This is a genomic window from Streptomyces griseoruber, assembly GCF_001514205.1.
Taxonomy (GTDB): Bacteria; Actinomycetota; Actinomycetes; order Streptomycetales; family Streptomycetaceae; genus Streptomyces; species Streptomyces griseoruber.
In genome coordinates, this window is record NZ_KQ948784.1 from 1 (window position 1) to 25710 (window position 25710).

12 protein-coding genes are annotated in these 25710 nt (G+C 74.1%); 3 read left to right on the plus strand and 9 right to left on the minus strand.

Features of this window, described 5'->3' with window-relative positions; all coding sequences use genetic code 11:
- Together AQJ64_RS39595 and AQJ64_RS39600 are read left to right on the plus strand one after the other, a co-directional pair.
- Positions 1 to 9158 (plus strand): type I polyketide synthase (locus tag AQJ64_RS39595; protein WP_059203426.1); only part of this gene is annotated, 9158 nt, incomplete at its 5' end.
- Positions 9159 to 9234: 76 nt separating this feature from the next.
- Positions 9235 to 10281 (plus strand): ketoacyl-ACP synthase III family protein, encoded by a 1047-nt coding sequence (locus tag AQJ64_RS39600; protein WP_055637613.1) that lies wholly within the window; start codon positions 9235 to 9237, stop codon positions 10279 to 10281.
- A 97-nt stretch (positions 10282 to 10378) separates the two neighbouring features.
- Here the strand turns inward: AQJ64_RS39600 and AQJ64_RS39605 are convergent, their stop codons facing one another.
- The 6 genes from AQJ64_RS39605 to AQJ64_RS49895 all read right to left on the minus strand — a co-directional run bounded on the left by AQJ64_RS39605 (position 10379) and on the right by AQJ64_RS49895 (position 16163).
- On the minus strand, positions 10379 to 11146 hold the full coding sequence (locus AQJ64_RS39605; RefSeq protein WP_055637614.1) for an ABC transporter permease: 768 nt from the start codon (positions 11144 to 11146) through the stop codon (positions 10379 to 10381).
- Between the two features lie 3 nt (positions 11147 to 11149).
- A complete protein-coding gene (locus AQJ64_RS39610; RefSeq protein ID WP_059203427.1) occupies positions 11150 to 12127 on the minus strand; it encodes an ABC transporter ATP-binding protein in 978 nt (325 codons plus the stop codon).
- Between the two features lie 118 nt (positions 12128 to 12245).
- Complete coding sequence (locus tag AQJ64_RS39615) at positions 12246 to 13028, minus strand: NAD-dependent epimerase/dehydratase family protein (protein WP_055638638.1); 783 nt, start codon at positions 13026 to 13028, stop codon at positions 12246 to 12248.
- A complete protein-coding gene (locus AQJ64_RS39620) occupies positions 13012 to 14496 on the minus strand; it encodes an NDP-hexose 2,3-dehydratase family protein (protein WP_063788877.1) in 1485 nt (494 codons plus the stop codon). The genes AQJ64_RS39615 and AQJ64_RS39620 overlap by 17 nt, the downstream gene beginning before the upstream one ends.
- A gap of 21 nt (positions 14497 to 14517) precedes the next feature.
- On the minus strand, positions 14518 to 15306 hold the full coding sequence (locus tag AQJ64_RS49890; RefSeq protein WP_055638644.1) for a 4'-phosphopantetheinyl transferase family protein: 789 nt from the start codon (positions 15304 to 15306) through the stop codon (positions 14518 to 14520).
- 5 nt (positions 15307 to 15311) lie between these two features.
- Positions 15312 to 16163: a metallophosphoesterase family protein gene (locus tag AQJ64_RS49895; protein WP_055638639.1), complete on the minus strand. Its 852-nt coding sequence runs from the start codon at positions 16161 to 16163 to the stop codon at positions 15312 to 15314.
- 292 nt (positions 16164 to 16455) lie between these two features.
- Here AQJ64_RS49895 and AQJ64_RS39635 point away from each other — a divergent pair, with 292 nt between their 5' ends.
- The gene (locus tag AQJ64_RS39635; protein WP_055638640.1) at positions 16456 to 17226 is read left to right on the plus strand and encodes a thioesterase II family protein; all 771 of its coding nucleotides are present in this window, start codon (positions 16456 to 16458) and stop codon (positions 17224 to 17226) included.
- A gap of 50 nt (positions 17227 to 17276) precedes the next feature.
- Here the strand turns inward: AQJ64_RS39635 and AQJ64_RS39640 are convergent, their stop codons facing one another.
- From AQJ64_RS39640 to AQJ64_RS39650, 3 genes are all read right to left on the minus strand, one after another.
- Positions 17277 to 20159 carry an AAA family ATPase gene (locus AQJ64_RS39640; RefSeq protein ID WP_055638641.1) on the minus strand — a complete coding sequence of 961 codons (2883 nt, stop codon included), beginning with the start codon at positions 20157 to 20159 and terminating at the stop codon, positions 17277 to 17279.
- Positions 20160 to 20228: 69 nt separating this feature from the next.
- Entirely contained in the window at positions 20229 to 22772 is a 2544-nt protein-coding gene (locus AQJ64_RS39645; RefSeq protein ID WP_059203428.1) for an ATP-binding protein, read from the minus strand.
- Entirely contained in the window at positions 22769 to 25630 is a 2862-nt protein-coding gene (locus tag AQJ64_RS39650) for a LuxR C-terminal-related transcriptional regulator (RefSeq protein WP_342342306.1), read from the minus strand. The genes AQJ64_RS39645 and AQJ64_RS39650 overlap by 4 nt, the downstream gene beginning before the upstream one ends.
- Between the last annotated feature and the right edge of the window lie 80 nt (positions 25631 to 25710).

Sequence of the window (25710 nt, forward strand, 5' to 3'; positions counted from 1 at the left end):
AGGTGGACTGGTCGGCCGGTGCCGTCCGGCTGCTCCAGGAGACCACCGACTGGCCGCAGGCGGCGGACCGTCCGCGCCGGGCGGGTGTCTCCGCCTTCGGCGTCTCCGGCACCAACGCCCACGTCGTACTGGAGCAGGCCCCCCAGGAGCCCGCCGAAGACCCCGACGCCTCCGTTCCCGCCCCGCCGGCCCTGCGCCTGCCGTCCGCGGCCGTGCCGTGGCTGGTCACCGGCCGTACCCCGGCCGCGCTGCGCGAACAGGCCCGTCGGCTTGCCGACTTCGTACGGACCCGCCCGGCCGCCGATCCGGCGCGCACCGCCGCCGCACTGCTGACCACCCGGTCCGTCTTCGAAGAACGAGCCGTGGTGCTCGGTACCGACCGCGACGACCTGCTGCACGGTCTGGACGCCCTGGCCGCCGGCCACGCCCGGCCCGGCCTCGTCACCGGCTCCGCCCCGGGAAGCGGCCGGACCGCCTTCCTCTTCGCCGGGCAGGGCTCCCAGCGCCCCGGCATGGGACGGGAACTCCACGAGACGTACGAGGTGTTCGCGGACGCCTTCGACGAGGTGTGCGCCCAGTTCGACACCACCCTCGAACGCCCTTTGCAGGACGTGGTGTTCGGCACGGACGCCGACCTGCTGAACCGTACCGAGTACGCGCAGCCCGCCCTGTTCGCCCTGGAAGTCGCCCTGTTCCGGCTCGCCGAGTCCCTCGGCGTACGCCCCGACGTCGTCCTCGGCCACTCCGTCGGCGAGCTGGCGGCCGCGCACGTGGCGGGGGTGTGGTCCCTCGCCGACGCGTGCCGGCTCGTGGCGGCCCGCGGGCGGCTGATGCAGGCGCTCCCCGAGGGCGGCGCCATGCTCTCCCTCCAGCTCCCCGAGGCCGAGGTACTGCCCCTGCTGGAGGGGCGCGCCGACCGGGTCGGCATCGCCGCCGTCAACGCCCCCCGCGCCACGGTGATCGCCGGTGTCGCCGCCGACGTCGGGGAGATCGCGGAACAGGCCAGGGCGAACGGCCATCGCGCCACCGCGCTCCGCGTGAGCCACGCCTTCCACTCGCCGCTGATGGAACCGATGCTGCGCGACTTCCGGCGGGTCGCCGAGTCGGTGGAGTTCCACCCGCCGCGCCTGACCGTCGTCTCCGACCTCACCGGCCGCCCCGCCGACCCCGACGACCTGACCGCCCCCGAGTACTGGGTGCGGCACGTCCGGCACGCCGTCCGCTTCGCCGACGGTGTGCGCACCCTGGCCGACCTCGGCGTCACCCGCTGCCTGGAACTGGGCCCCGACGGCACCCTGTCCGCCCTGGCGGCGCAGAGCCTGCCGGCCGAGCAGGAGGTGCTCGCCGTTCCGGCCCAGCACAGGGACCAGCCCGGACCCCGTGCCTTCGAGACCGCCCTCGCCGCCCTGCACACCCGGGGCGCCGCCGTCGACTGGAGCGGCCTCCTCACGGGCACGGGCGCGGGCACGGACATGGACCCGGGCACTCCCGCCCCGGCGCAGGAACCGCTGCCGACCTACGCCTTCCAGCGGCGTCGCGCCTGGCTGCCCGCCGCACCGTCCGGCGCCGCCGGAGTCCGGGCGGCGGGCCTCGGTGCCGCGCGGCACCCACTGCTCGGCGCCACCGTCGAACTCGCCGACGCGGGTGGCGTCCTGCTCACCGGCCGGCTGTCCGTGCGCTCCCACGCCTGGCTCGCCGACCGGGAGACGGCGGGCAGCACGCTGCTGCCCGAGTCCGTCCTCGTCGAACTGGCCGTGCGGGCGGGCGACGAGGCCGGCTGCACCGCCCTGGAGACGCTGACCCTGCGGGAACCACTGCCGCTGCCCCCACGGGGCGGGGTCCGGATGCAGATCCTGGTCGGAGCCGCCGACGACACGGGACGGCGCACGGTGACGGTCCACTCCCGGCCGGACGACGACGAGGGCGACCAGCCCTGGCGCTGCCACGCCGAGGGCATCCTGACCACCACCACCGCCCGGCCCGCCGGGAACGGGTCCGGGACCGACGTCTGGCCGCCCGAGCAGGCCGAACCCGTCGACGTGGAGGATCTGTACGACCTGCTGTCGCTGCGCGGCCACTCCTGCGGCCCGGCCTTCCGGGCGGTGCGGGCCCTGTGGCGGCGCGGCAGCGAGCTCTTCGCCGAACTCGCCGTCCCGGACGAGCCGCGCCCGGCGGACGCCGACGCCTTCGGCCTCCATCCCGTGCTGCTCGACGCCGCGGCGCAGACCGCCCTGTGGGCCGCGCCCGAGGCGGGTGAGGGCCGCGTCGCGCTGCCACGGGGCTGGCACGGCGTGACCGTGCACGCGACCGGAGCGGTCGCCGCCCGGCTGCGGGTCACGGGCGCCGGCACCGACCGCGTCTCGCTCACCCTGACCGACGCCCACGGAAGGGCGCTGGCCACCGCCGACTCCGTCTCCCTGTCCTTCCCCGCCGTCTCGGCGCTGGTCGCCGAGCCGCAGGCCGACGGACTGTACGCGCTGGAGTGGGCACCGGTGTCCGGGCAGGCAGCCGGCACGGGACCGGCCGCGGGCGGGGACGGCGACTGGGCGGTGCTCGCCCCGGATGGCGCGGCGCTCGCCGCCCACCTCGCCGGACGCGGTGTCCCCGTCCGGGTCCACCACGACCTCGCCGCGCTGCGGGCCGCCCTGGACGAGGGCACCGCGGCGCCCACGACCGTGCTGCTGCCGGTCGCCTCCGCCGACTGCCCCGACGACGGCACGAGCCTCGCCGCCGCGGCCCAGGACGCCACCGCGGCCGTCCTGGCCGCCCTCCAGGAGTGGCTGGCCGACGAGCGCCTCGACGGATCCCGGCTGGCGGTGCTCACCCGCCACGCCGTGGCCGCCGCACCCGACGACCGCGTACCCGACCTCGCCCACGCCCCCGTCTGGGGACTGGTGCGCACGGCCCAGTCGGAGCACCCCGGCCGTTTCCTGCTCGTCGACCGTGACACGCCCGAGTTCCTCCCGCTGTCCGCTCTCCAGGGCGAGGAGCCCCAACTCGCCGTCCGTGGCGAAGTGCTGCTGGCGCCCAGAGTCGTGCGCGCGCCTCGCCCCGCCGAAGGAGCGCCGCCCGGGTTCGGGCCCGAGGGCACGGTGCTGATCACCGGCGGCACCGGCGGACTGGGCGCCCTGACCGCCCGGCATCTGGTGGCCGACCACGGCGTACGGCGGTTGCTGCTGGTCAGCAGGTCCGGGCCCGAGGCACCGGGCGCGATCGCGCTGCGCGACGCACTGACCGCGCTCGGCGCCGAGGTGACGGTCGAGGCGTGCGACGTCTCCGACCGCCCCGCGCTGACCGCCCTCCTCGCCGCCGTGCCGGACGAGCACCCGGTCACCGCGGTGGTGCACACCGCGGGTGTCCTCGACGACGGCCTGCTCACCTCCCTCACGCCCGAGCGACTGGCCACGGTCTTCGCCGCCAAGGCCACCGCCGCCGCCCATCTGCACGAGCTGACCCGGGAGGCGGACCTGTCCGCCTTCGTGGTGTTCTCCTCGGCGGCGGGTCTGCTCGGCAATCCCGGCCAGGCCAACTACGCCGCCGCCAACACCTTCCTCGACGCCCTCGCCCGGCACCGCCGCGCGGCCGGACTGCCCGCGACCTCACTGGCGTGGGGGCCGTGGGAGCGCTTCGGCGGCATGACGGCCGCACTGGACCCCGCCCACACCGCGAGAACGGCCGCCCAGGGAGTCGTTCCCCTCTCCGCCGAGCGGGGACTGTCCCTGTTCGACGCCGGCACCGCCGCCGACCGGGCGCTGCTGCTCGCGATGCGTCTCGACCCGCGCGCCCTGCGGTCCCGCGCCGAAGCCGGTGAACTTCCCCCGCTGCTGCGCGGACTGCTGCGCGTCACCGTCCGGCGCGGCGCGACCGACGCGGCCGGCGAGGGCGGCGGTTTCGCCCGGCGGCTCGCCTCGCTGCCCCGGGCCCGGCGGCACCGCGCGGTGGCCGAACTCGTCACCGGTCAGGTCGCCGCGATCCTCGGCTACGACAGCGCCGACCTCGTCGGCTCCGACAAGCCGTTCAAGGAGCTGGGGTTCGACTCGCTCGCCGCCGTGAACCTGCGCAACCGGCTCGGTCAGGAGACCGGACTGCGTCTGCCCGCCACCCTCGTCTACGACCACCCCACCTCCGGCGCCCTGATCCGGCACCTGGCCACCGAACTGGGCCTGGGCGGGGAACGAACCGACGGCGACGACACCCCCGACCACCCGGAGCACGCCGCACCCGACGACGACCCGGTGGTGATCGTCGCCATGGGCTGCCGCTACCCCGGCGGAGCCGATTCCCCCGACGCGCTGTGGCGCCTGGTCGCCGCCGGTGCCGAGGGACTGGGCCCGTTCCCGACCGACCGCGGCTGGGACCTCGACGCGCTGTACCACCCGGACTCGGACCGCCCCGGCACCACCTATGTCCGTGAAGCCGGATTCCTCTATGAATCGGGCGAGTTCGACGCCGAGCTCTTCGGTATCTCGCCGCGCGAGGCGCTCACCATGGACCCGCAGCAGAGGCTGTTGCTGGAGACTTCCTGGGAGGTCTTCGAGCGGGCCGGGATCGCACCCGTCTCCCTCAAGGGCAGCCGTACCGGCGTGTTCGCGGGCGTGACCTATCACGACTACGCCTCCGGGATGCAGATGGGCACGGCCGGCAACGTGGCCGCGGGCCGGGTGTCGTACGCCTTCGGTCTCGAAGGTCCCTCGGTGGCCGTGGACACGGCCTGCTCGTCCTCCCTGGTCGCCCTGCACCTGGCGGCTCAGGCACTGCGCGCCGGGGAGTGCGACCTGGCGCTGGCCGGAGGAGTGGCGGTCATGTCGCAGCCGGACCCCTACGTGGCCTTCAGCCGGGAGCGCACCCTCGCCGCCGACGGCCGGTGCAAGCCGTTCTCGGCCGACGCCGACGGCACCAACTGGGCCGAGGGCGTCGGCCTGCTGCTCCTGGAGCGGCTCTCCGACGCCCGTCGGCGCGGTCACCCGGTCCTCGCCCGGATCGCCGCCAGCGGCATCAACCAGGACGGTGCCTCCAACGGACTGACCGCACCCAGCGGACCGGCCCAGCAGCGGCTGATCCGCCAGGTGCTGCGCTCCGCCGGACTCCGCGCCGCCGACGTGGACGCCGTCGAGGCCCATGGCACGGGCACCCCGCTCGGCGACCCGATCGAGGCCCAGGCGGTCCTCGCCACCTACGGGCAGGACCGTGAGCGGCCTTTGTGGCTGGGCTCGATGAAGGCCAACGTCGGTCACACCCAGGCGGCCTCCGGTGCGGGCGGCGTCATCAAAATGATCATGGCGATGCGCCACGGGGTCCTGCCCCGCACCCCGCACACCGACCCGCCCTCCCCGCACGTCGACTGGTCCGCGGGCGCCGTGGAACTGCTGCGTGAGGACGTGGCCTGGCCCCCCGGTGACCGCCCGCGCCGGGCCGGTGTGTCCTCCTTCGGCATCAGCGGCACCAACGCCCACGTCATCATCGAAGAGCCGCCCCGGGACGGGGACGACGCCCTCGGCGGTACCGACACCCCTGTCGATGCCCGGACCGCCGACGGCGCCCGGACCGGGGCTCCCCAGCCGCCCGGCGGCGTCCCGCTGCCGCTGCCGCTGCCGCTGTCCGCGCGCAGCGCCGAGGGCCTGCGCGGCCAGGCAGCCCGCCTGCACGCCTTCCTGGCGGAGGAGCCGGCGCCGAGGCTGGCGGACGTGGCCCTGTCGCTCGCCACCACCCGGTCCGCCCTGGAACACCGGGCGGTGCTCACCGTTTCCGACCGTGACACCGCACTGCGCGTCCTCGAGGCCCTGGCGGACGGCACCGAGCCCGACACCCCCGTCGTCAGCGGCGCCGCCCCGACCGGCTCCGCCGAACCCGCCGTCGTGCTCGCCTTCCCGGACGCCGACGCCCGGTGGACGGCGGGCGCCGCGCCGCTGGCCGACGCCGCCCCGGTGTTCGCCGAGACCCTCGCGGCCTGCGGACAGGCCCTGTCCGGGCTCGTCGACTGGACCCCCGCCGACGTCCTGGCCGGACACACCGCCCCCGGCTGGAAGGACCGGCCGGAGATCGCCGGACCGCTCGGCTGGGCGGTGGCCGTCGCGGTGACGGCGCTGCTGCGTTCGTACGGCATCGAGCCCGCGGCGGTGACCGGCCGGGGACTCGGCGAGATCGCGGCGGCCTGTGCCGCCGGGCTGCTCCCGCTGGAGACCGGCGCCCGGCTCGCCGTGCACCACAGCCGGACGACGGAGCAGGACCTGCCGCCGGTCGGCTTCGGGCGCGCCGGCACGCCGTTCTGCTCGGCCACGACCGGTGGCTGGCTCGACGCGGAGGGCACCGGCGCCGCCGAGTGGGCCGCAGGCCTCGCGCGGGATCCCGGAAGGCCCGAGCAGGCCCTGCGAGCACTGCTGGACAGCGGCCACCGCACGCTGGTCGTCCTCGGCGCGCCGGACCAGGGCGGAGAGCCGGCCCACGACGGCCCCGAAACCGACGCGCGCGCCGACCTGCTGCCGCTCACCGGCCCGGACACGCCCGGCCTCGTGACCCTCCTCGCGCAGCTGCACGTCCGGGGCGTCGACGTGCACTGGAACGCCGTGCTCGCGCCCACCGGAGCACGCCGGATCCCGTTGCCGACGTACGCCTTCCACCGCCGCCACTACTGGATGGCCTCCGCGCCGCACCCCGGCGCCGGGGCTCCCACCACAGGTCCGGCGGACCGCCACCCGCTGCTGGACGCGGTCGTCGAACTGCCCGAGCCGGGCGGGCTGGTGCTGACCGGCGCGCTGTCCCGCGCCCTACAGCACTGGCCCGCCGCCGGTACCGAGGCCGTGCCCGGGTCGGTGCTGGTCGAACTCGCCGTCCAGGCCGGTGAACGGGTCGGCTGCGACCACATCGTCGAACTGACGTCGGAGGTCCCGCTGGTCCTGCCCGAGCGGGACGAGGTCCAGCTGCGTGTCACGGTCGGCGAGGGGGATCCGGCAGGGGAACGGATCCTGCGCGTCCACTCCCGGCGCGCGGGCGCCCTGCCCGGCACCCCCTGGACGTGCCACGCCCGCGCGGTGCTGCGCCCCGGAGCCGCCCCGGCCTCCTTCGACCTGGAACTCTGGCCGCCCGCCGACGCCGAGCCCGCCGACCTCACCGGCCTGCCCGTCACGGCCGACGGTGGCCTGCGGGGCCTGTGGCGGCGCGGCGACGACCTGTTCGCCGAGGTCGCCCTCACCGCCGGACAGCGGCCGGAGGGAGCCTCCTACTGCCTGCACCCGGCGCTGCTGGACACCGCCCTGCGCACCCTTTCTCCCACGCGGGAGACCACCGGCACCGGCGGGCCGTCGCTGCCCGACTCCTGGCACCGGATGGCGCTGTACGCCGTCGGCGCCTCGACGCTGCGCGTCCGCCTGACCCGTACCGGGAGCGACACCGTCGCCGTCGAGGCCGCCGACGAAACGGGGCTGCCCGTCGTGTCCATCGGCGGGATACGGCTCGGCGCCGCCGACCCGGCACGGCTCACCGGCGCCCGCACCGCACAGCACGGCCCGCTGTTCCGGCTGGAATGGCCCGCGACCGGGTGCGTGGCCCCCACGGAGAAGCCCCGCTGGGCGCTCGTCGGTCCCGATCCGCTCGGGGCCCGCGCGGCCCTGATGAGGGCGGGCGTCTACACCGAGGCGTACGACGGCCTGGCCGCGCTCGCCGAGGCGCTGGACTCCGGCGCGGCCGCGCCCGAGGCGGTCCTCGTCGGCGGTGTGCCCGAGCCCGGGGACACCACCGGTGCCGCCGCGGTGCGGCGCGTGGCCGCAGTGGCGGGGGAGTGGCTCTCCGACGACCGCTTCGCCGACACCCGGCTCGTCGTCCTGACCTGTGGCTCACTCGCCGACGACGGCACCCGGCCGCCGGACCCGGCGGTCGCCGCGGTGTGGGGCCTGATCCGTTCCGCCCAACTGGCCGAGCCGGGCCGGCTGGTGCTGGCCGATCTGGACGGCAAGCGCGCCTCCTGGCGGGCCCTGCCGGCGGCGCTGGCCCTCCCCGAGCCGCAACTGGCCCTGGTCCAGGGAGCGGTACGCGTCCCACGGCTGGCCGCCGTGACCGCCACCGCCGACGGACCGGCCCTGCCGACCGACCCGGAAGGGACCGTCCTGGTGACCGGCGCAGACCGGCCTGCCGGTGCCGAGATCGCCCGGCACCTGGCAGAGCGGCGCGAGGTGCGCCGTCTGCTGCTCGTCGCCCCGGCGCCCGGCGAGGAGCAGATCCTGCTCAGGGGCGAACTGGCCGAACGGTGCCCCGAGGTGGCCCTCGCCGCGTGCGACCCGACCGACCGTGAGGCGCTGGCAGCCCTCCTGGCGTCGGTGCCGGCCGCACACCCGCTGACGGCTGTCGTGCACGCGGCCGAGGTGCCGCAGCGCCGGGAGACGGACGACGCGGCGGCACCGGAGGGAGATCCGCTGGAGGGGGAGATGCTGGCGGCCCTGCACCTGGCCGAGCTGACGGCGCCCGGTCGGACCGGCTCCACCGCGGTGCCCCTGATCCTCCTCTCGTCCGCAGCCGGCACGCTGGGAGCCGCAGGACACGGCGACGAGGCCGCCCTGGGCGCCTTCCTCGACGCCCTGGCGCGGCGCCGCCGTACCGCGGGGCTGCCCGGGCTGTCGGTGGCATGGGGCCCCTGGGACGGTCAGGACCGCGCCGCGAGCGCCGCGCCCGCGGGAGTCGGACGGCTGCCCCGGACCGCGTGCCGGGACCTCTTCGACGCCGCGTGCGCGCAGGGCGCCCCCACCGCCGTCCTGCTGCGCCCGGACACCGGGACCCTCCTCGGACGCACGGGCGACGCCGGCCTGCCGGCGCCGCTGCGGGGCCTGGCCGGGCCACCGGCCCGGCGCCGGGCCGGTGGCCAGGGATCCGCGGGTGCGCTCAGCATGCTCCGGCGCCGCCTCGCCGGGCTCGCCGACGCCGAACGCGACACCGTCCTCATGGACCTCGTGCGCACCGACGTCGCGGCGGTGCTCGACTACTCCTCGCCCGAGGCCGTCGAGGACACCCGTGCCTTCCGGGACATCGGCCTCAACTCGCTCACCGCCTTCGCCCTGCGCAACCGGCTGCGCGAGACCACGGGGCTGCGGCTGCCCGCCGCCCTGCTGTTCGAGGCCGACACCCCCGTACTGCTGGTGAAGCGACTCAAGGAAGAGCTGCTGCGCCGGTGATGCGGTCCTCCCCGTCCGTCACCTGCCCGACGTCCGACACGACATCCCTCACGACACGCAAGGAGAACAGCCACAGATGAAGACGAACGGCGTCTACGTCGACACGGTCGGGGTCTGCATCCCGGAGCAGCGGGTGACCGTCGAGGAGGCCGTCGAGCAGGGGCTCTACGACGACTTCTCCATCCAGTACGCCACCGGGCTCACCGCCGCCTACATCGCGGGCGACCTGCCCGCGCTCGACATGGCCGTGCTCGCCGCCCGGCACGCGTTCCGGCGCTCCGGAAACGAGATCGACGACCTCGACTTCCATGTCCACTGCACCGCCGTGCAGCACGGCCCGGAGGGGTTCTACCCGCCCGGCTACGTGCTGCGCGAGCTGGGCGCGAGCGGGGTGGCGAGCACGGACGTGCGCCAGCACTCCAACGGACTGCTCGCCGGCATCGAGGTCGCCGTGGGGCAGCTGACGGGAGCCGCGGGTGCCGAGACCGCGCTGGTGACGGCGGCGGAGAACTTCACCAGCCCGCTCATCGACCGGTGGCGTGGCTTCGGCACCGGGTTCACCGCCAGCGACGGGGGCGCCGCCGTCCTGCTCAGCGGCGAGGGCGGGTTCGCGGCGCTGCGGGCGGTGAACTCCGGCACCATGCCGGAGCTGGAGCAGTGGCACCGCGGGGAGGAGTCGCTGCTGCCGTTCCGCGGGGAGGAACGCAAGGCCTCCGGCACGATGGAACTGCTGATGTACTTCAACCAGCACGTGATGCCACTCGACAAGTGCATGGAGATGATCCGCGACTTCGAGCTGGACCTGGTGCACCGCTCGCTGGTGGACGCGGGGCTGAACGCCTCGGACCTGCGATGGGTGGTCGCCGCGAACAGCGACTCCCTCATGGTCGAGCAGACGAAGATGCAGCCGCTGGGCCTGCCGATGTCGCGCTCCACCGCCCACTTCGGCAAGGAATACGGTCACATGGGCGCCTGCGACATGGCGGTCTCCCTGAACCACCTGCTCGTCAACGGGCTGGTGTCCCCGGGCGACAACATCCTGATGACGACATCGGCGGCCGGCTGGGTCTCCACGTCGGCCGTGCTGACCATCCTGGAGATCCCGGACTGGGCCCGGGCCTGACGCCCCCGGGCGCCCGCACCGCGGCGGCGGCCCGGAGAACGCGGGACCCGGCACCACGTCCTCGTGGCGCCGGGTCTTCTTTCTGCCGGGCTCCGGCTCACGCGTCCCGGTTGCGCAGCACGAGGTACCCGCCGAGCAGCGCCGCGGCCACCCACGCCAGCATGATGACGAACCCGCCTCCCGCCCCGTAGGGCAGGTCCGACTTGGGCACCACCCGCACCATCGCCGCACCGGCCTGGTCGGGAAGGTACTCAGCGACCTTCTTGGCGCCGGGCACCGAGGCCAGGATCTGCGTGATGAGGAAGAAGAACGGCATGAGTATGCCCATGGACAGCATCGAACTGCGCAGCATGGTGGCCACGCCCATCGAGAACACGGCCATCAGCGTCATGTAGAGCGCCGCGCCGAACGTCGCCCGCAGTACGTTGTGCGCGCCGAGCGTGGTGCTGTGCGATCCGAGTGCGGCCTGCCCGGCGAAGAAGGTGGCGAAGGTGGTGGCCAGGCTGACGGCCAGGGCGGCACCGGTCGCCACCGCGACCTTGCTGAGGTAGAAGACGCCGCGCCGGGGGACCGCCGCCAGTGAGCTGCGGATCGCGCCGGTGCTGTACTCGGAGCCGATCACCATGACTCCGAACGCGATCATCGCCAACTGGCCGAGGAGGCCGCCGGTGAAGCTGGTCCCGGCGGCGTCGAAGGAGAGCTTCTCCTGCTCCGAGAGGCTGTCGTAGTCGGAGTTGGACAGGGCGCTCACGAGCGTACCGAAGGCCACGGTGACGACGAAGGCGGCGAAGAGGGTCCATCCCGTGGAGCGGACCGTGGTGAGTTTGGCCCACTCGGAGCGCAGGGTCGCGGTCGGTGCGGACATGGATCAGGACTCCGTTCCGGTGGTCTGCGGCGCGTCCGGGCCGGCGCTCGACGCGGCGTCGGCGGTGGCGGTGGCGGACGTGCCCGTGCGGTACTCGGCCGCCTCACCCGTCAGGGCGATGAACGCCTCTTCCAGGGAGGCGTGCTGCGGGCTCAGCTCGTGCAGCAGGACGTGGTGCTCCAGGGCCAGCTCCCCGAGCCGCTCGGCCGGGGCCTCGGTCACCTCGAACACACCCGAGGCCTGCTCGGTGGCGGTGATGCCGGCCGCCGCGAGCGCGTCCCGCAGCTTCTCCGGTTCCGGGGTGCGGATCCGCACGGACGAACGGGAGTTGCGGTCGATGAACTCCTGCATGCCGGTGTCGGCGAGCAGCCTGCCGCGGCCGATGACGACCAGATGATCCGCGGTCAGGGCCATCTCGCTCATCAGATGGCTGGAGACGAACACCGTACGGCCCTCCGCCGCCAGCCGTTTCATCAGCGTGCGGATCCAGTGGATGCCTTCCGGGTCGAGACCGTTGACCGGCTCGTCCAGCATCACGATCTCCGGATCGCCGAGCAGCGCCGCGGCGATGCCGAGCCGTTGCCCCATGCCGAGGGAGAAGCCCTTGGGCCGCTTCTTGGCGACCTCGCCCAGACCGACCTCCTGGAGCACCTCGTCGACCCGCGCCAGCGGTATGCGGTTGCTGAGGGCGAGGCATCTGAGGTTGTCGTACGCGCTGCGGCCGCCGTGCATCGCCTTCGCGTCCAGCAGCGCGCCGATGCGGCGCAGCGGTTCCTTGAGCCGGGCATAGGGTTCGCCGTCGATGAGAACGCGGCCCGCCGTGGCACGGTCCAGACCGAGCATCATCCGCATCGTGGTGGACTTGCCCGCTCCGTTGGGGCCGAGGAATCCGGTGACGCAGCCTGGTCGGACGGTGAAGGTCAGGTCGTCGACCACCACCTTCTCGCCGTACTGTTTGGTCACTCCCGCAAGCTCGATCATGTGTCCACGCTAGGCGGAGCCACCGCTTCCAGCCTGTGCCCGTGCGGACATGTCTAGGGGTTCTCCCAGTTTTGCGGGGCGGGTTGCGGGGCGGGTCGCGGGGCGGGTCGCGGCACGGTCACCGGGCGGGCAGCGCCGCGAGATCCCGCGGCTGGGCGGTGTAGTACGGCAGATACGCGTCCAGCAACGCGCCCAGGTAGTCCTGATCCGGGATCGCGGTGCGGAAGTCCGGCACCAGCCGCCGCAGTCGTTCGACGGACGCACGCGTGACGGCGGTCGGGCCGGGACGGTGCACGCGCCGGGCCGTGACGCCCAGACGCTCCTCGATGGCGGTCACGACCGCGTCCACCGACTGCGGGACTCCCGAGGCCACGTTCACCACCTCGCCGTGGACTCCGTCCTCCAGCAGTCTGCCGACCGCGTGCGCCAGATCCCGTACGTCCAGCAGGTCGCGGTGCGCTCCCTGATGGACCGTCACCTCACCCTCCGAGACGTGCCGCACGAGGGTGGGCAGCAACTGGTGCGGCCGCTGATGACGGCCCACGGCGTGGCTCACCCGCAGGATCAGGTGCTCGACGCCCGAGGAGCGCACCACGCTCTCCAGCGCCAGCTTGTGCCTCCCGTACGCGGTCGGCGGCCGGAGCGGACCCGTCTCGCTCACCTCGTCGTCCGTGAAGCCGTACAGGGAGAACGAGGCGGTGGAGAGGAACAGCAGCCGCCGGCCGTCCAGCCGGCACGCGTCCAGGACCTCGTAGAGGAGCCGCGCCTCACGGTCGTACTCGGACACGGCGGTGGTGGCCGTGCTGGAGACCCCGGAGGCGATCGTGGTCACGTCGGGGAAGCGGTCGCCGAAGGCCTCCGTCAGGTTGCGGGCCAGAAAGCCGTCACCGATGATCCGCACGGCTGCCTCCCCGGCTCGGGGAGACGGCCCCGATTCCGCGGACTCCCGATCCGGACGGGCCGGACGGGAGTCCCGTGACACTGCGCAGGGCCGCGACCAGCGTCCGTGCCTGCACGTTGACGTAGTGGCTGTACTTCAGCAGCTCGCCCAGCTGACGCAACGTCACCCACCGGTAGTCGCGGGGGACCTCGGCGGGGACGCCGTCGTCCGCCTCGATGATCAGGTACCGGTTCTGCGCGTTGAGGAACCGGCCGCCCTCCTCCGACAGCACCGTGTCGAACAGCACCTGCTCCGGGCGAGCCCCGGTCACCAGATCGAGGAAGCGGGGGCGGTCCGACGCGGGCAGATGGGCATAGTTCTCCGGGGTGTACTGCACGGTGGGGCCCAGTTCGACGACGTCCAGATAACCCGGCTCGACCCGGGCCTGCACCAGACAGTGCGGCACGCCGTCGATCCGGCGCACCAGCATCGCCGACACCCCGATGCCGTGCGGTTCGAGCAGCGGCTGCGACCAGGACGTCACCTCACGCCGGTTGGACAGGACGTCCACCGGCACGATGCTGAAGAACAGGCCCTGCTTGTGGGAGATGCGGTCCTCGGCGCGGAACCAGTCCCGCCCCTCCACCTCGCTCAGGGGCAACAGGGAGGCGCTGACCTCCCGTTCGCTCTGCTGGGTGGTGATCCAGCTGCGGATCGCCACGTCCGAGTGGATGCCGGTGGCCGGGCCGGTCCCGTGGTGCCAGTCCGGCAGACAGGAGAGCACCGTGCGCGCGTCCATGTTGACCAGGTTCTCGTAGTGCAGCAGCGCGTTGACCTGACGTAGCGTCAACCAGCAGAAGTCCTCGCCCGCCTCCACCTCGGGACCGACCTCGACGATCATGTTGCGGTTGCGCTTGCAGAAGAACCACGAGCCCTGCTCGGACTGGAGGACATCGGCCAGCACCCGGTGGCCCCCGGCCTCCGGCTCCCGGAAGCAGTCCAGATAGGGCACCGACGAACCGCCGTGCACCCGGGTGTAGTTGCTCTTGGTCGCCTGCACGGTCGGGGACAGCTGTACGCCGTTGACATTGCCCGGCTCGGACTTCGCCTGCATCAGACAGTGGAGCACCCCGTTGGTCTCCCGGACCGCGAGACCGAGGATGCCTATCTCCGGTTGCCTGATGATCGGCTGGGTCCACTCCGCCACGGGACCGAAGTCGGTGCGCACCCGCATGCCGCGCACGGTGAAGAACCGCCCGCTGCCATGGGCCAGATCGCCGCTGCCCGGGACGAAGTCCCAGCCGGACATCTCACCGAAGGTGGTGCGGCGCACCACCTGGCTGTGCCTGCGGCGGCGCTGGTCGAACCAGTCGAAGAACTCGACGTCGGACATCACCTCGCCGCCCGTGGCCGTCGCGGAGACAGCCAGCCGCGCGGCCAGGAGCGCATCGGTGTCGGACTCGGGGCCGGTCGTGTTGAGCTGGGGCATCGCTGCCTCTCCATCGGATCGTCATCGGTTCGACGGGTGCGGACCATCGTGTGCGGGGTGAGCCGGAACCGGCCGGGCCGCGGCCCGGCCGGCCGGCTCGAAGGAGTCCGGTCCCCCGCCCGCGCGGCGCACGGCGGGGGCCAGCGCGGTCAGCACCAGTCCCTCGGCCACCAGCCATCGACCGGTGAGCCCGGCGCCGCCGACCGGACCGGCGAACTCGGGAGGCAACGGCACCAGCAGCCCGACCTCGAACGTGCCACGCGCCGCACCGGCGAGGTCCCGCTCCCGGGTGAAGCGCAGCCGGGCCTCCTCGAACCCGAGCGGTCGGCGGGTGAGCGGGAACCACACCTTGAAGACCGACTCCTTCGCGCTGAACAGCAGCCGGTCCCAGGGCACGTGCGGTGCCGCGCGCCCCAGCCGGGCGAGATCGGCGCGCTCCTCGGGCAGCGACACCGCCTCCAGGACGCCGTCCGGCAGCCGGGCCGCCGGCTCGGCGTCGACGCCGAGCGCCGCCAGATCGGTGGCGCGGGCGACCGCCGCCACCCGGTACCCGTCACAGTGGGACATCGCCCCGACCACCCCGGCGGGCCAGCGGGGTTCACCCTGCGGGCCGGGCAGCAGCGGTGCGGCGGGCAGCCCCAGCGCGGCCAGCGACAGACGGGCGCACCGCCGGCCGGTGGCGAACTCGCGCCGGCGCTTGTCGACAGCCCGCGCCACCACCGCCGCCTCCTCCGGGAACAGCGGCGGTGCGGTCAACTCGGCGCGTACCTCGGTCACTTCGACCGCATCCGGCAGCAGGCCGCGCATCAGCGACGTCACCGGACACCTCGCCGCGGCAGGATCTCGCGCAGCAACGGATCGGGCATCCCGCGGGCCTCCCACTCGCGTGGGTAGCCCAGCGACACCTCGCGGTGCGGCACCCCGTCGTGCCAGGTGGTGCGCGGGATGTGCAGATGGCCGTAGACGACGGTGGCCGCCCGGTAGCGCCGGTGCCAGTCGTGGGTGGCGGTGGTCCCGCACCAGAGGGCGAACTCCGGGTACCGCAGGATGCGGGTGGGTTCGCGCACCAGTGGGAAGTGGTTCACCAGCACGGTCGGCAGGTCGGGTGGACAGGCGTCCAGCCGCTCCCGCGTGTACGCCACCCGTGCCCGGCACCAGGCCGCCCGGTCCGGATAGGGGTCGCTGTGCAGGAGGAACTCGTCGGTGGCCACCACCCCGGCCTTCTCCGCCCGGGCCAGCGCGTCGGCGGTACCGGTGGCGCCGGGGGGCAGGAACGAGTAGTCGTACAGCAGGAACAGTGGCGCGATCACCACCGGCCCGTCCGGTCCCGGCCACTGGACGTAGGGGTCCTCCGGGGTCAGCACCCCCAGCGACCGGCACAGTTCGACCAGGCTGCGATAGCGGGCCTCGCCGCGCAGGGGCACCGGATCGTCGGGGTGTGTCCACAGCTCGTGGTTGCCCGGCACCCACACCACGGTCGCGAACCGCTCGGCGAGCAGCCGCAGCACCCACTCGACGTCCGCCGTCAGTTCCCCGAGGTCACCGGCGACGATCAGCCAGTCGGAGGGATCGGACGGGCGCAGCTGCCGCACCACGGCGCGGTTCCGCTCGTAGGCGACATGCAGGTCACTGACCGCGAAGAGCCTGCCGCCCGTGACTCGGCTCACCGCTTGCGCGCTGCGCCCGAGGCGGGCCGTGGATCCGTGGTGCTGGGCATGGGAACTCCTCGCTGGGGGTCCGGAGCCTCGGATACGCGTCCGGCGCTCAGCTTTATGCCACCGCGCCGTCCCGCCGCGCAACGCGCAGCCGTCCCACAGCCCCAAGGACAGGGGAAACGCCCAGACTTCGGGCCGCCACGGCCAGGACGGCCCGGCGGTGCCGGATAGTGGCGGCACCCCCTGAGGAGCACACCCGTGATCCAGCCCACCGAAACCCGCTGACACAGGACGGACGAACAGCGTGAGTGTTTCCCCCGCAGACGACGGACTGTGGTGCCGGCGGTTCGACCCGGCCCCCGACGCCGCCCACCGCCTGGTCTGCTTCCCCCACGCCGGCGGCTCGGCCAGCTACTACCTCCCCGTGGCCACCGCGCTCAGCCCGCGCGTCGACGTCGTCGCCGTGCAGTACCCCGGCCGTCAGGACCGGCGCAACGAGCCGCTGATCGACGACATCGGCACGCTCGCCGACCAGGTGCACGAGGTGCTGCGTGGCTGGGACGACCGCCCGCTGACCTTCTTCGGGCACAGCATGGGCGCGCTGGTCGCCTTCGAGGTCGCCCGGCGGTTCGAGCGGGAGGACAGCGGTCCGGTACGGCTGTTCGCCTCCGGCCGGCGTGCTCCCTCCCGCTACCGCGACGAGAACGTCCACCGCCGCGACGACGACGGCATCATCGCCGAGATCAAGTCGATGAGCGGCACCGACGACCGGCTGCTGGGAGACGAGGAACTGATCCGCATGATCCTGCCGGCGCTGCGCGGCGACTACCGGGCCGTGGAGACCTACCGGTGCGACCCGGGCGCCACGGTGGGCTGCCCGGTCACCGCGCTCGTCGGCGACAGCGACCCCAAGACGTCGATCGACGAGGCCGGGGACTGGAAGAAGCACACGACCGCGGACTTCGACCTGCGGGTCCTGCCCGGCGGCCACTTCTACCTCAACAGCCGTGCCGCAGAGGTGCTGAAGGTGCTCGACGAGCACTTCACCGCCCGGGCCGCGCTGCGGGACAGCTGACCGGCGCTCCGGTCCGTGCGCTCGCCCGTCGGCCTCGACCCGCCCCGCGGTCAGGCCGCCCCCTGAGGGCGGATCGTTTCGGCGGGCGGAGCCGACGCGCCCGCCGGTTCGAACAGGCCCGCGTCCTCGAGCGCGCTCGCCAGCCCGGAACGGCCGGACGTCGACATCTTGCGGTAGCAGTTCGTCAGGTGCTTCTCCACGGCCCGTCGGGAGACCCCGAGGGCATCGGCGATGGCCTGGTTCGTCAGACCTTCCACAGCCATCTGCGCCACCATCCGCTCGGTCGACGTCAGCCGCCCCCGCGTCGGGACACCGACCGCCGCCGGTCCCAGCATCTCCTGTGCGCGGGCCGCGATCCGCATGGCCCCGCACTCGACGGCCAGCTCGTAGGACGTGCGCAGCGCCGCCTCCGCCTCCGCGGCATGACGCGGTGCCACCGCCTCCGCGAGCCGCAGCAGGACCGACGCCCGCGTGAGCAGATCGGCCGACTTCTCCAGCACCCCGGCGGCCTCTCGCAGCAGCCTCGGCGCCGAGGAGGAGCCGGTCACGGCGGCCTGGAGCGCCAGGGCGCGGCCCAGGCCCGACGGGGCACCCCATGCCCTCGCCTGCTCCAGGTGCCGCTCGGACAGCTGCTCGGCCCGCTCGGACTCGCCCATGCGGTGCAGCGTGCGCGCCGCCCAGTACGCCGACGGTGCCAGGACCGGATTCCGCCAACCCGCCCGGTCCAGGGCGTATTCGGCGTCGAGGAAGTGCTCCACGGCCATCCCCGGCTCATGCCGCCGCTCCGCCTTCATGCCCCGCACCACGGTGAGCAGTCCGGCGAGCACACAGTTCTCGTGCATGCCGCGGATCCGCTCCGGCAGGGCATCGACCAGGTCCGGCTCGCGGGTCCGCAGCGCCACCATGGTCGAAGCGATGATCGAGAGGGTGCTCGCCTCCTCGGGGCCGGACACCGAGACGGCCCGCACCGCCCGTTCCCGCGCGGCCGTCACTCTGCCCTGGGCGAGCAGGACCAGAGCCTGTTCGCTGAGCACCACCGACTGCTCCAGCCGTCCGCCCCGGCGTTCCGCGTCGGCCAGGGCCGTGTCCAGCCAGGACATCAGTCCCGTGACCGAGTCCGCGGCGACCGCGACCGGTACCACCAGCGGCACCATGGTGTGCACATGGGCCGCGCACGCCGGCTCGTGTTCCAGGACCCGGTGTGCGAGCGTCCTGACCTGCGCGGCGGGCAGCGCGGCGGAGACCGTCGCCGTGTACGTCAGCGCCACCAGCAACTCCCGCTGCCCCAGGTGCGCCATCTCCGGTCGCCCGCCCAGCCCGGCCAGCCGGTCCGCGGCCGACGCGAGCACCGACGGATCGAGGTCGCAGAGATGGTGCAGCCGGGCCTCCAGGCGCAGCTCCAGCAGACGACGGTCGGCCGGCCGCGTCTCCGTGGCGGTCAGTTCCCGTGCCGTCTGCCGCATCGCGTCCCCGAGCGACAGCAGTAAGGCACCGGTTGCCACCGGGGTGAGCGCGAGCAGTGCCTCGGCGCGGGCCCGGGCGCCGGGCAGCAACGGGAGCGCCTGGGTGATGTGCCGGACGGCCACCGACGGTGCGAAACTGCGCTCCACGGTCGCCAGTTCCACCAGCAGCAGGGCCCGTGCCTCGCTGTGCGGCGGGACGTCGAGCAGCGCCCGGCGCAGGTAGCGGGCCGCCGTCTCCGGGGCCCCGCGTCGCCCGGCCGCTTCGGCGGCGTGGCGCAGCGCCACCACCGATTCCTCGTCCAACGGGGCGGTGCTGGCCAGGAGATGGCCGGCCACCTGCTCGGGTGTGCCGCCCCGGTAGCGCAGCAGCGCGGCGGCTCTCAGGTGCAGGCGGTTGCGTTCGCCCGGCGGCATGGCGTCCTCGATCACCTCGTGCACCGTCTGATGCGCCAGCCGCAGAGTGGTGCCCTCGGGGACGACCAGCGCCAGCCGGCGCAGCCGCCACAGACCGGCCTGCCGGTCCACCCGGTCCAGTCCGGCCAGCTCACCCACCACCTGAGGGTCGGCACCGTCCCCGAGGACCTGCAACGCACGCGCCGCGGCCAGTACGTACGGCGGCTGTTCCTGAAGACTCAGCATCAGCCGCCGGCGCCACGCGGGCGGCGCCAGCGTGGTCGCCTCGGACGCCCCGGCCGCCACCGGGGCGATGCCGCGGGACCGGCATTCCTGGAGCAGCGACACGAGGTGCAGCGGGTTCCCGCGCGTGGCGTCCTGGCACGCGGCTGTGAACTCCGCGTCGCCCGGTACGCCCAGGCGTTCCAGGATCAGGGTGTCGACCGAGGCCGTGCCGAGCGGGGCCGGGGCCAGTGTGTGCTCGGCGGCCGCGACGGCGCGGACACCGGGCGGCTCCGCCGCGGGCTCTCCCTCGCAGATCGTCGCCGCGACCAGGATCCCCCGGTGGGGCACCAGCTGCACCAGCTGGTCCAGCCAGTCCAGTGTGCCCTCGTCCGCCCAGTGCAGATCGTCGATGAGCAGGACCGGGGTGCGGGCCTGGCTCATGTTCTCCACCAGGGACAACAGGGCCCGCACCGTCGTCGCGGTGTGCTGCCGGGGCGACTCCGGGTCGCCCTGCAGGAAGGCGAGCGCGGGCCGCGCGGGTCCCGAGCACCATCTGCCCACGAAATTCCCGGACTTGACCACCGGTTCCAGCAGTTGCCGGGCGACACCGAGAGCGAAGGAGCGTTCCGCGGGGGCGGCGTAGGCACGCATCACCAGAGGCCGGGGAATCGCCGCCGACCCGGCCGTCGGGCCGGTGGCCAGGCGCGCGGCGAGTTCGCCGATCTCCGACAGGACGGCCGACTTGCCGATTCCGGGCGGTCCGCTGATCACGACCATGGATCCATTGCCGTGTGCGGCGAGCCGGAGGGCCTCGGCCGCCACTTTCAGTTCGTTCTGCCGCTCAAGCAGCATGCCAGCGGCCTCCTTGCGCGGTGTGATGGAGCTTGTGGGGTGGATGCGAGGTGCGTCGAGTGTGAAGAGTCATGGGCCCATCGGAGTCCCGCCGCCCTGCTTCCCGGATTCCTTCGACGCGGTGTCCGCCCGTGCCCCGCAGCGCGCTCCGGCGGCCTCCCGGGCGACCACGGTCTGGACGAAACGCCGGGACGCGGGCGTGGAGCCCAGCCGACGCAGCGCCTGTTCGGTCAGCCGTGCCGCCTGCGGCGCCGGGGAGCCGAGGCCACGGCGCAGGTCGGTCCAGGCCAGCGCGGAGTCGGTCCCCCACCGTCCGGCCAGCCGCGACTCCTCGGCGAACAGCTCCGCCGCCCGGTCGTGCCCACCGCAGCCCAGGTGCGCCAGGGCTGCCAGCGAACGCCAGGCCACCAACCCCGGATTGGCCCACCCACGGGCCGCCATGCGCCGGCCGCACTCCTCGGCCTCGGCCAGCGCCTTCCGGGGGCGTCCCTGGCAGAGGTACAACTGTGCGCGGGCGTAGAGCAGATGGGTCCAGGCGCCGCTCTCCTCGGCACCGGGCTTCAGCTCCTCGTGGGCCAGCCGGTTGGCCTCCGCGTACCGCTCCCGCGCCACCAGCAGACGGATCTCCAACGACCGCAGCAGGGTGAGCCGGGTGGGATCCCAGACCTCCGCCGGCGCCAGGGAACGGCAGGCGGCGAGGTCGTGCGCGGCGGTGTCCGGGGCACCGGCCTGAAGGTTGAGCTGGGCGCGCAGCAGCCGCCCCCACATCACCAGCGCGGGGCTGTGGCGGCGTCCGGCCTCGGCGAGGGCGACGTCCAGCGCGTCACGCGCCGCGTCGTGGGCGTCCGCGACGGACAACGCGCAGCAGGCGGTGAACCGGGGGAACAGCGCTTCGTCCAGCGGCGCCCGCAGGGCCTCCCGGCAGATCTCGCGTACCGCGGCCGCGTCGTGGCCCCATGCCGTCTGCCGCCACGCCTGTTCGGCGAGCACGGTCGAACGGACAGGGGAATCCGGTTCACGGCGGGCCGGCGGCTTGGCACCGGGCGCCGTGGGCGGCCCGGGGCGCGGAGCGTCCGTCGGCCGGTTTCGGGCCTCCACCCCGAGGAGCTCCGTCGGCTCCGCGTCACACGCCCCGTACGGCACCGGCAGCATGGCCTGGGGTTCGCACCGGCTGAGCAGGAGGTCCGCGGCGGCCGCGCGCACGTGCGGACGCGCCTGCGCCCCGGACAGCAGTTCCGCGATCCTGCGGTCCGCGGCCTCGGGCGCGGTCATCGTGTACGACTCGGCGGCCTCCAGGAGCACTTCGGCGCGCTCCGCCGGGTTGAGCGGCTCGCGCAACGCCCGCTCCAGCAGTTCGACCGCCTCGGTGTGCCGGCCGCGCGCGAGCAGGGTACGGGCGGTGCGGCGCAGCAGCGACGGCACCCAGGGATCGCCCAGGGGCACGGTGTTCAGCAGCAGCCCGGCCAGCGTCTCCTCGTCGGCGTCACGGTGAGCCGCCCAGCGGGCCGCTTGCACGTGCAACCGCTTGCGCTCGTCGCCCGCCAGACCTGCCAGCAGACCGGCCGTGCACCCCGTCATCCTCACCCGCGGTGGATCACCGGCGCCGATCAGTCCCTCTACCCGTAACGTCCTTATGGAGAACGGGACGTCGGCTTCGTCCAGCTTCACCAGAGCCGCGACCCGCTCCACCGGCAACAGCCCCCGGCAGATCACCAGAGCGCGCAGCAGCGCGAGCGGACCCGCGGCCAGCCTGGCGGCCGACTCGGTCGCCCGGTCCCGGTTCGCGGCCTCGATCTCCTGGGAGAGTGCCGACCGCAGTCCGACGGCGGACACCAGGGCGGGATCGCGGCGCAGCTTGTCCATGGAGCGCAGCATCACCCAGGGACTGCCGCCGGTGAGGTGGCTGACGCCTTCCCACCAGGCGTCGTCCGACGCCGGGGGGACGGGCAGCCCCGACGCGGTGCACATCGCGTGGAACTCGGGTACGCCGAGCGGCCCGGGTTCCAGCAGCAGCCCTCGGTTGTCCGGGGAGGCGGCCACCTGGTCGAGGAGTCCGGCGCAGGCGTCGGGGAACTCGCCTTGGGCGCTGGTGACGGTCAGCAGGACCCCGAGCGGTGCCGAGGCCAGCCTCCGCAGCAGTCCCGCGATGACCTGCACGGATTCCGGGTCCGCCCACTGGATGTCGTCCAGGGCGACGAGGGTCGGCCGGTGCGCGGTGGCCATCAGGGAACGGCACCACCCCGGTACGGAGTCCTCCGCGGACGGCTCTCCGGCGAGGGCCGCGCCGCCCGCCGGGGACCGGCTCGGGCGCAGCTGTCGTACGAAGGAGTACGGGGCGGGCGAGGACGGGGCCGTGCCCAGCGCGGTCAGCACCTGGACACCCGCGGCCCGGGCGAAGGCCATGCCACGCCGCAGTAGGCGGCTGCGTCCGGAGCCCGGGGCGCCGTGGATCACCGTCACGCCGGGATGTCCGACGGCGAGCCGGTTCATCATGCGGAGCAGCACCGCTTGTTCGGCCTCCCGCCCGTACAGCGGCGTGAAGCCGTCCAGGGAGGCCAGCTTGAGCAGGAAGGGACTGGAGGATGCCGTCCGGCGGTCCGGTGTGGTGCTCATCCCTGTCCGTCACCGGCCGGGGACGCGAGGGTTCCGGAGGCGGTGCGCAGGACGCCGACGAGATCCTCCCGGCCGCTCACGCCGAGCTTCTGATAGGCGTGGGTCAGGTGCAGTTCGACCGTACGCCGGGTGATGTAGAGCGTCTCGGCGATCTCGCGGTTGGAACGGCCGGCCATCGCCAGCGCGGCGACCCTGCGCTCCCGCGCCGTCAAAGCGTCGTCCGGGCGGTCGGTGAGCTGACGGGGTCGCCCGCCCGCCTCGGCGAGCCGGAGCCGGATGCCTTTCGCGGCGTTGCCCGCCCCGCACCCGATCATCAGGTCCAGCGCGGTCCGCAGCCGGGGCCGGGCGGCCAGGGGGTCGCCGGCGTCGAGCAGGGCGGCGCCCAGCGCGTACTCGGCGCGTGCCCGCAGCAACCGCGCGGGGGATTCGGCCAGGCGCGCGCAGGCCTCGTCGAGGAGCCGGTGTCCGGCACGGCCCGGAGTGGCCAGCCCGTGGGCCAGCAGGGTCAGTCCGGCGCCGCGCGGGGTGTCGGAACGTGCGACGAGGGCGCCGCCCTGGGCAGCCACCTGCCGTGCCTCGGCCGGACGGCCCAGTTCCGTCAGCAGACCGGCCGCCTCCAGCCACCACGGCAGCACCAGCGGGGACTCGGCACTCTGGGGGCCGAGTGCCCGGCCGCCGGCGCGCAGGGCCACCAGTGCGCCGCGCAGGTCGCCGTGGGCCCGTCGCACGGCCGCCGTCGCCCACCAGTACAGGGGGTGGATGTAGGACAGCCGTCGCAGGTCGGCGCAGCCGACCTCGGAGAGGACCGCTGCGGCGGCGGCGATGGTGCCGCGCTGGGCGAGGACGTAGGCGAAGACGACGGCGGACATGACGGCCGGGCCGTCGTCCCGTCGGCGCTCGAGTTCCAGGGCGTGGTGGCTGTCCCGTTCGGCTGCGGGCAGGTCGCCGGTCGCGCTCAGCACCAGCGCCCGGACCGTGCGGGCCTGGATCCGGCTGGGGTCGAGTTCTCCGCGGAGCGGGTTGCCGAGGAGCCGGTCGAGAGTGCCGAGCGCCGTGGTGTTGTCGTCGGCGAGGTTCGCGACGACGGCGGAGGCGATCAGCGACAGGTCGTCGAGCGCGGTGCCGGGCGAGCCGACGGCAGTGACGCCGGGGTGCTCGGGCACGGGGCGGCCGCTGAGCACCGACAGCGCGGCGCGGGCCAGCCGCAGCCGACGGATGCCGGGGCTGTTGTCGCAGGGCTCGCTCGACGTCCGCAGGCGTTCCTTGACCCAGTCCACGGTCCCTGGACCCAGTGCTCCGCTGAGCAGCAGGGCGGATTCCAGGGCGGCCCGGCACTCCTTCGGAACGACGACCTGCGGGGCCCGGCGGTCCAGCACGTCGGCGAGCAGCCGTGCCGCGTCGTCACCGCGGCCGAGCAGGACGAGCGTGTCGGCGTACCGCAGGGCGAGTTCTGCGAGTTCGTGTCCGTCGGTGCTGCTCGCCAGCAGCGTGTTCAGGTGGTGGACGGCCAGGTCCGGTGCGATGGTGCTGAGGGTGTCGGCCAGCAGGGCCCTGATCCGGCGGAGCGTGCGGGTGTTCTCCCCGGCACCGATGTCCAGCGCGTGGGAGAGGTACCGTACGGCGGCCCCTGGTGAGTCGGTGGCCAGGGCCGCGCTGTAGAGAGCCTCCAGCATCCACGGTGCGGCTCCGTAGCGGATCCGCAGGAGTACGTGCGCCACCTGGGTCGGCGGGCGGCCCGCGTCCTCCAGCAGCCGGGCGGCGCGGGCGTACAGCGGAATGAGGTCGTCGCTCGACAGGCCGGCCGGCAATGCGCCGGCGGGGCCGCCGGATCCGGCTCGCGTACCGCCGAGCGGCAGGATCCGGCGTTCGGCGAGATGGTCCAGAGCCCGTCGTACGGTCGGGAGCGGCATGCGGATCAGTTCGCTGACCAGTTCCGGTTCGGCGCATCCCAGTACGGCCACCGCGGACAGGACGGCGGAGGCGGAGGAGGGCAGCGGTCCGGCGCCTTGCGCCGTCGTGCGGTCCCCTCCTGTCTCCTCGCCCGGCGCGCCGGCTGTGCCGGTGTGGCGCGCGACGAACGCGTGGACCGCCGAGGGTATGCCCTCGGACTGCTCCTCGCAGGTGCGCAGCAGGGCGGCAGAGGGTTCGTGTCCCAGCCTCTGGAAGAGCAGTTCGGTGATGTCCGCGCCGTTGAGGGGTCTCAACTCCAGTGCGGTCCAGGTGTGGTGGGTGAGCAGGGCGGCGAGGGCCGGTGGCTCGGAGACGGGGGGCACCGTGATCACCGGCAGCAGCGGAAGCCCGACGGATCTGCGCAGGACGTAGTCGAGTGCGCGCAGCGACCGGGGGCGCGGCAGGTGCGCGTCGTCCATGGCCAGGACCACGGGCCCGCGTCGGCAGAGCTTCACCACCGTCTCGTGGAGCTGATGGCACGACAAAGGGTCGCCACCGAGCGGGGACCGGGGGAGGGCCGCGTCGCCGCGTACGGCTCCGACCGCGTCGTACCAGGTTCCGTCCAGCGGGCCGGCGCTCAGGACGGACGCCCAGGGCCCCACGAGGTCGCAGAAGGCCCGCAGTAACGCGCTGCGGCCGACCCCGATCGGTCCCGTCAGCATGACGCCGGGGGGTGGTCCGGAGTCGGTCCCGGGGATGTGACGGATCAGTGCCGAGAGCAAGGTGGATCTGCCCACCAGGGGTTCGGCCGGGGTCTCACTCGTGTGGGGTGATCGATGGGCCGGCAAGGCCGAGGTGAGGTTCACGGGGCCACCGAATGTTCTGTGGGGGACGGACACGTGATGGGCTTTTGCGGGGGAGGAGCGGGAAAAGGGGGGAGCCGGGCCGCGTGATGGGCCGGGCGGCACGGGGAGGGTGAAGCTCAGGGTGGCCCCGGGGTGAAGGGCGTAACGCGCTCACCGCTTTGTAAGCGGTTTCCAGCGCTCTG

Excerpts from the sequence above, each read along its gene's own strand:
- AQJ64_RS39600 (WP_055637613.1), top strand. The coding sequence starts at position 9,235 with ATGAAGACGAACGGCGTCTACGTCGACACGGTCGGGGTCTGCATCCCG.
- AQJ64_RS39645 (WP_059203428.1), bottom strand. The coding sequence starts at position 22,772 with ATGAGCACCACACCGGACCGCCGGACGGCATCCTCCAGTCCCTTCCTG.
- AQJ64_RS39605 (WP_055637614.1), bottom strand. The coding sequence starts at position 11,146 with ATGTCCGCACCGACCGCGACCCTGCGCTCCGAGTGGGCCAAACTCACC.
- AQJ64_RS39620 (WP_063788877.1), bottom strand. The coding sequence starts at position 14,496 with ATGCCCCAGCTCAACACGACCGGCCCCGAGTCCGACACCGATGCGCTC.
- AQJ64_RS39640 (WP_055638641.1), bottom strand. The coding sequence starts at position 20,159 with ATGCTGCTTGAGCGGCAGAACGAACTGAAAGTGGCGGCCGAGGCCCTC.
- AQJ64_RS39610 (WP_059203427.1), bottom strand. The coding sequence starts at position 12,127 with ATGATCGAGCTTGCGGGAGTGACCAAACAGTACGGCGAGAAGGTGGTG.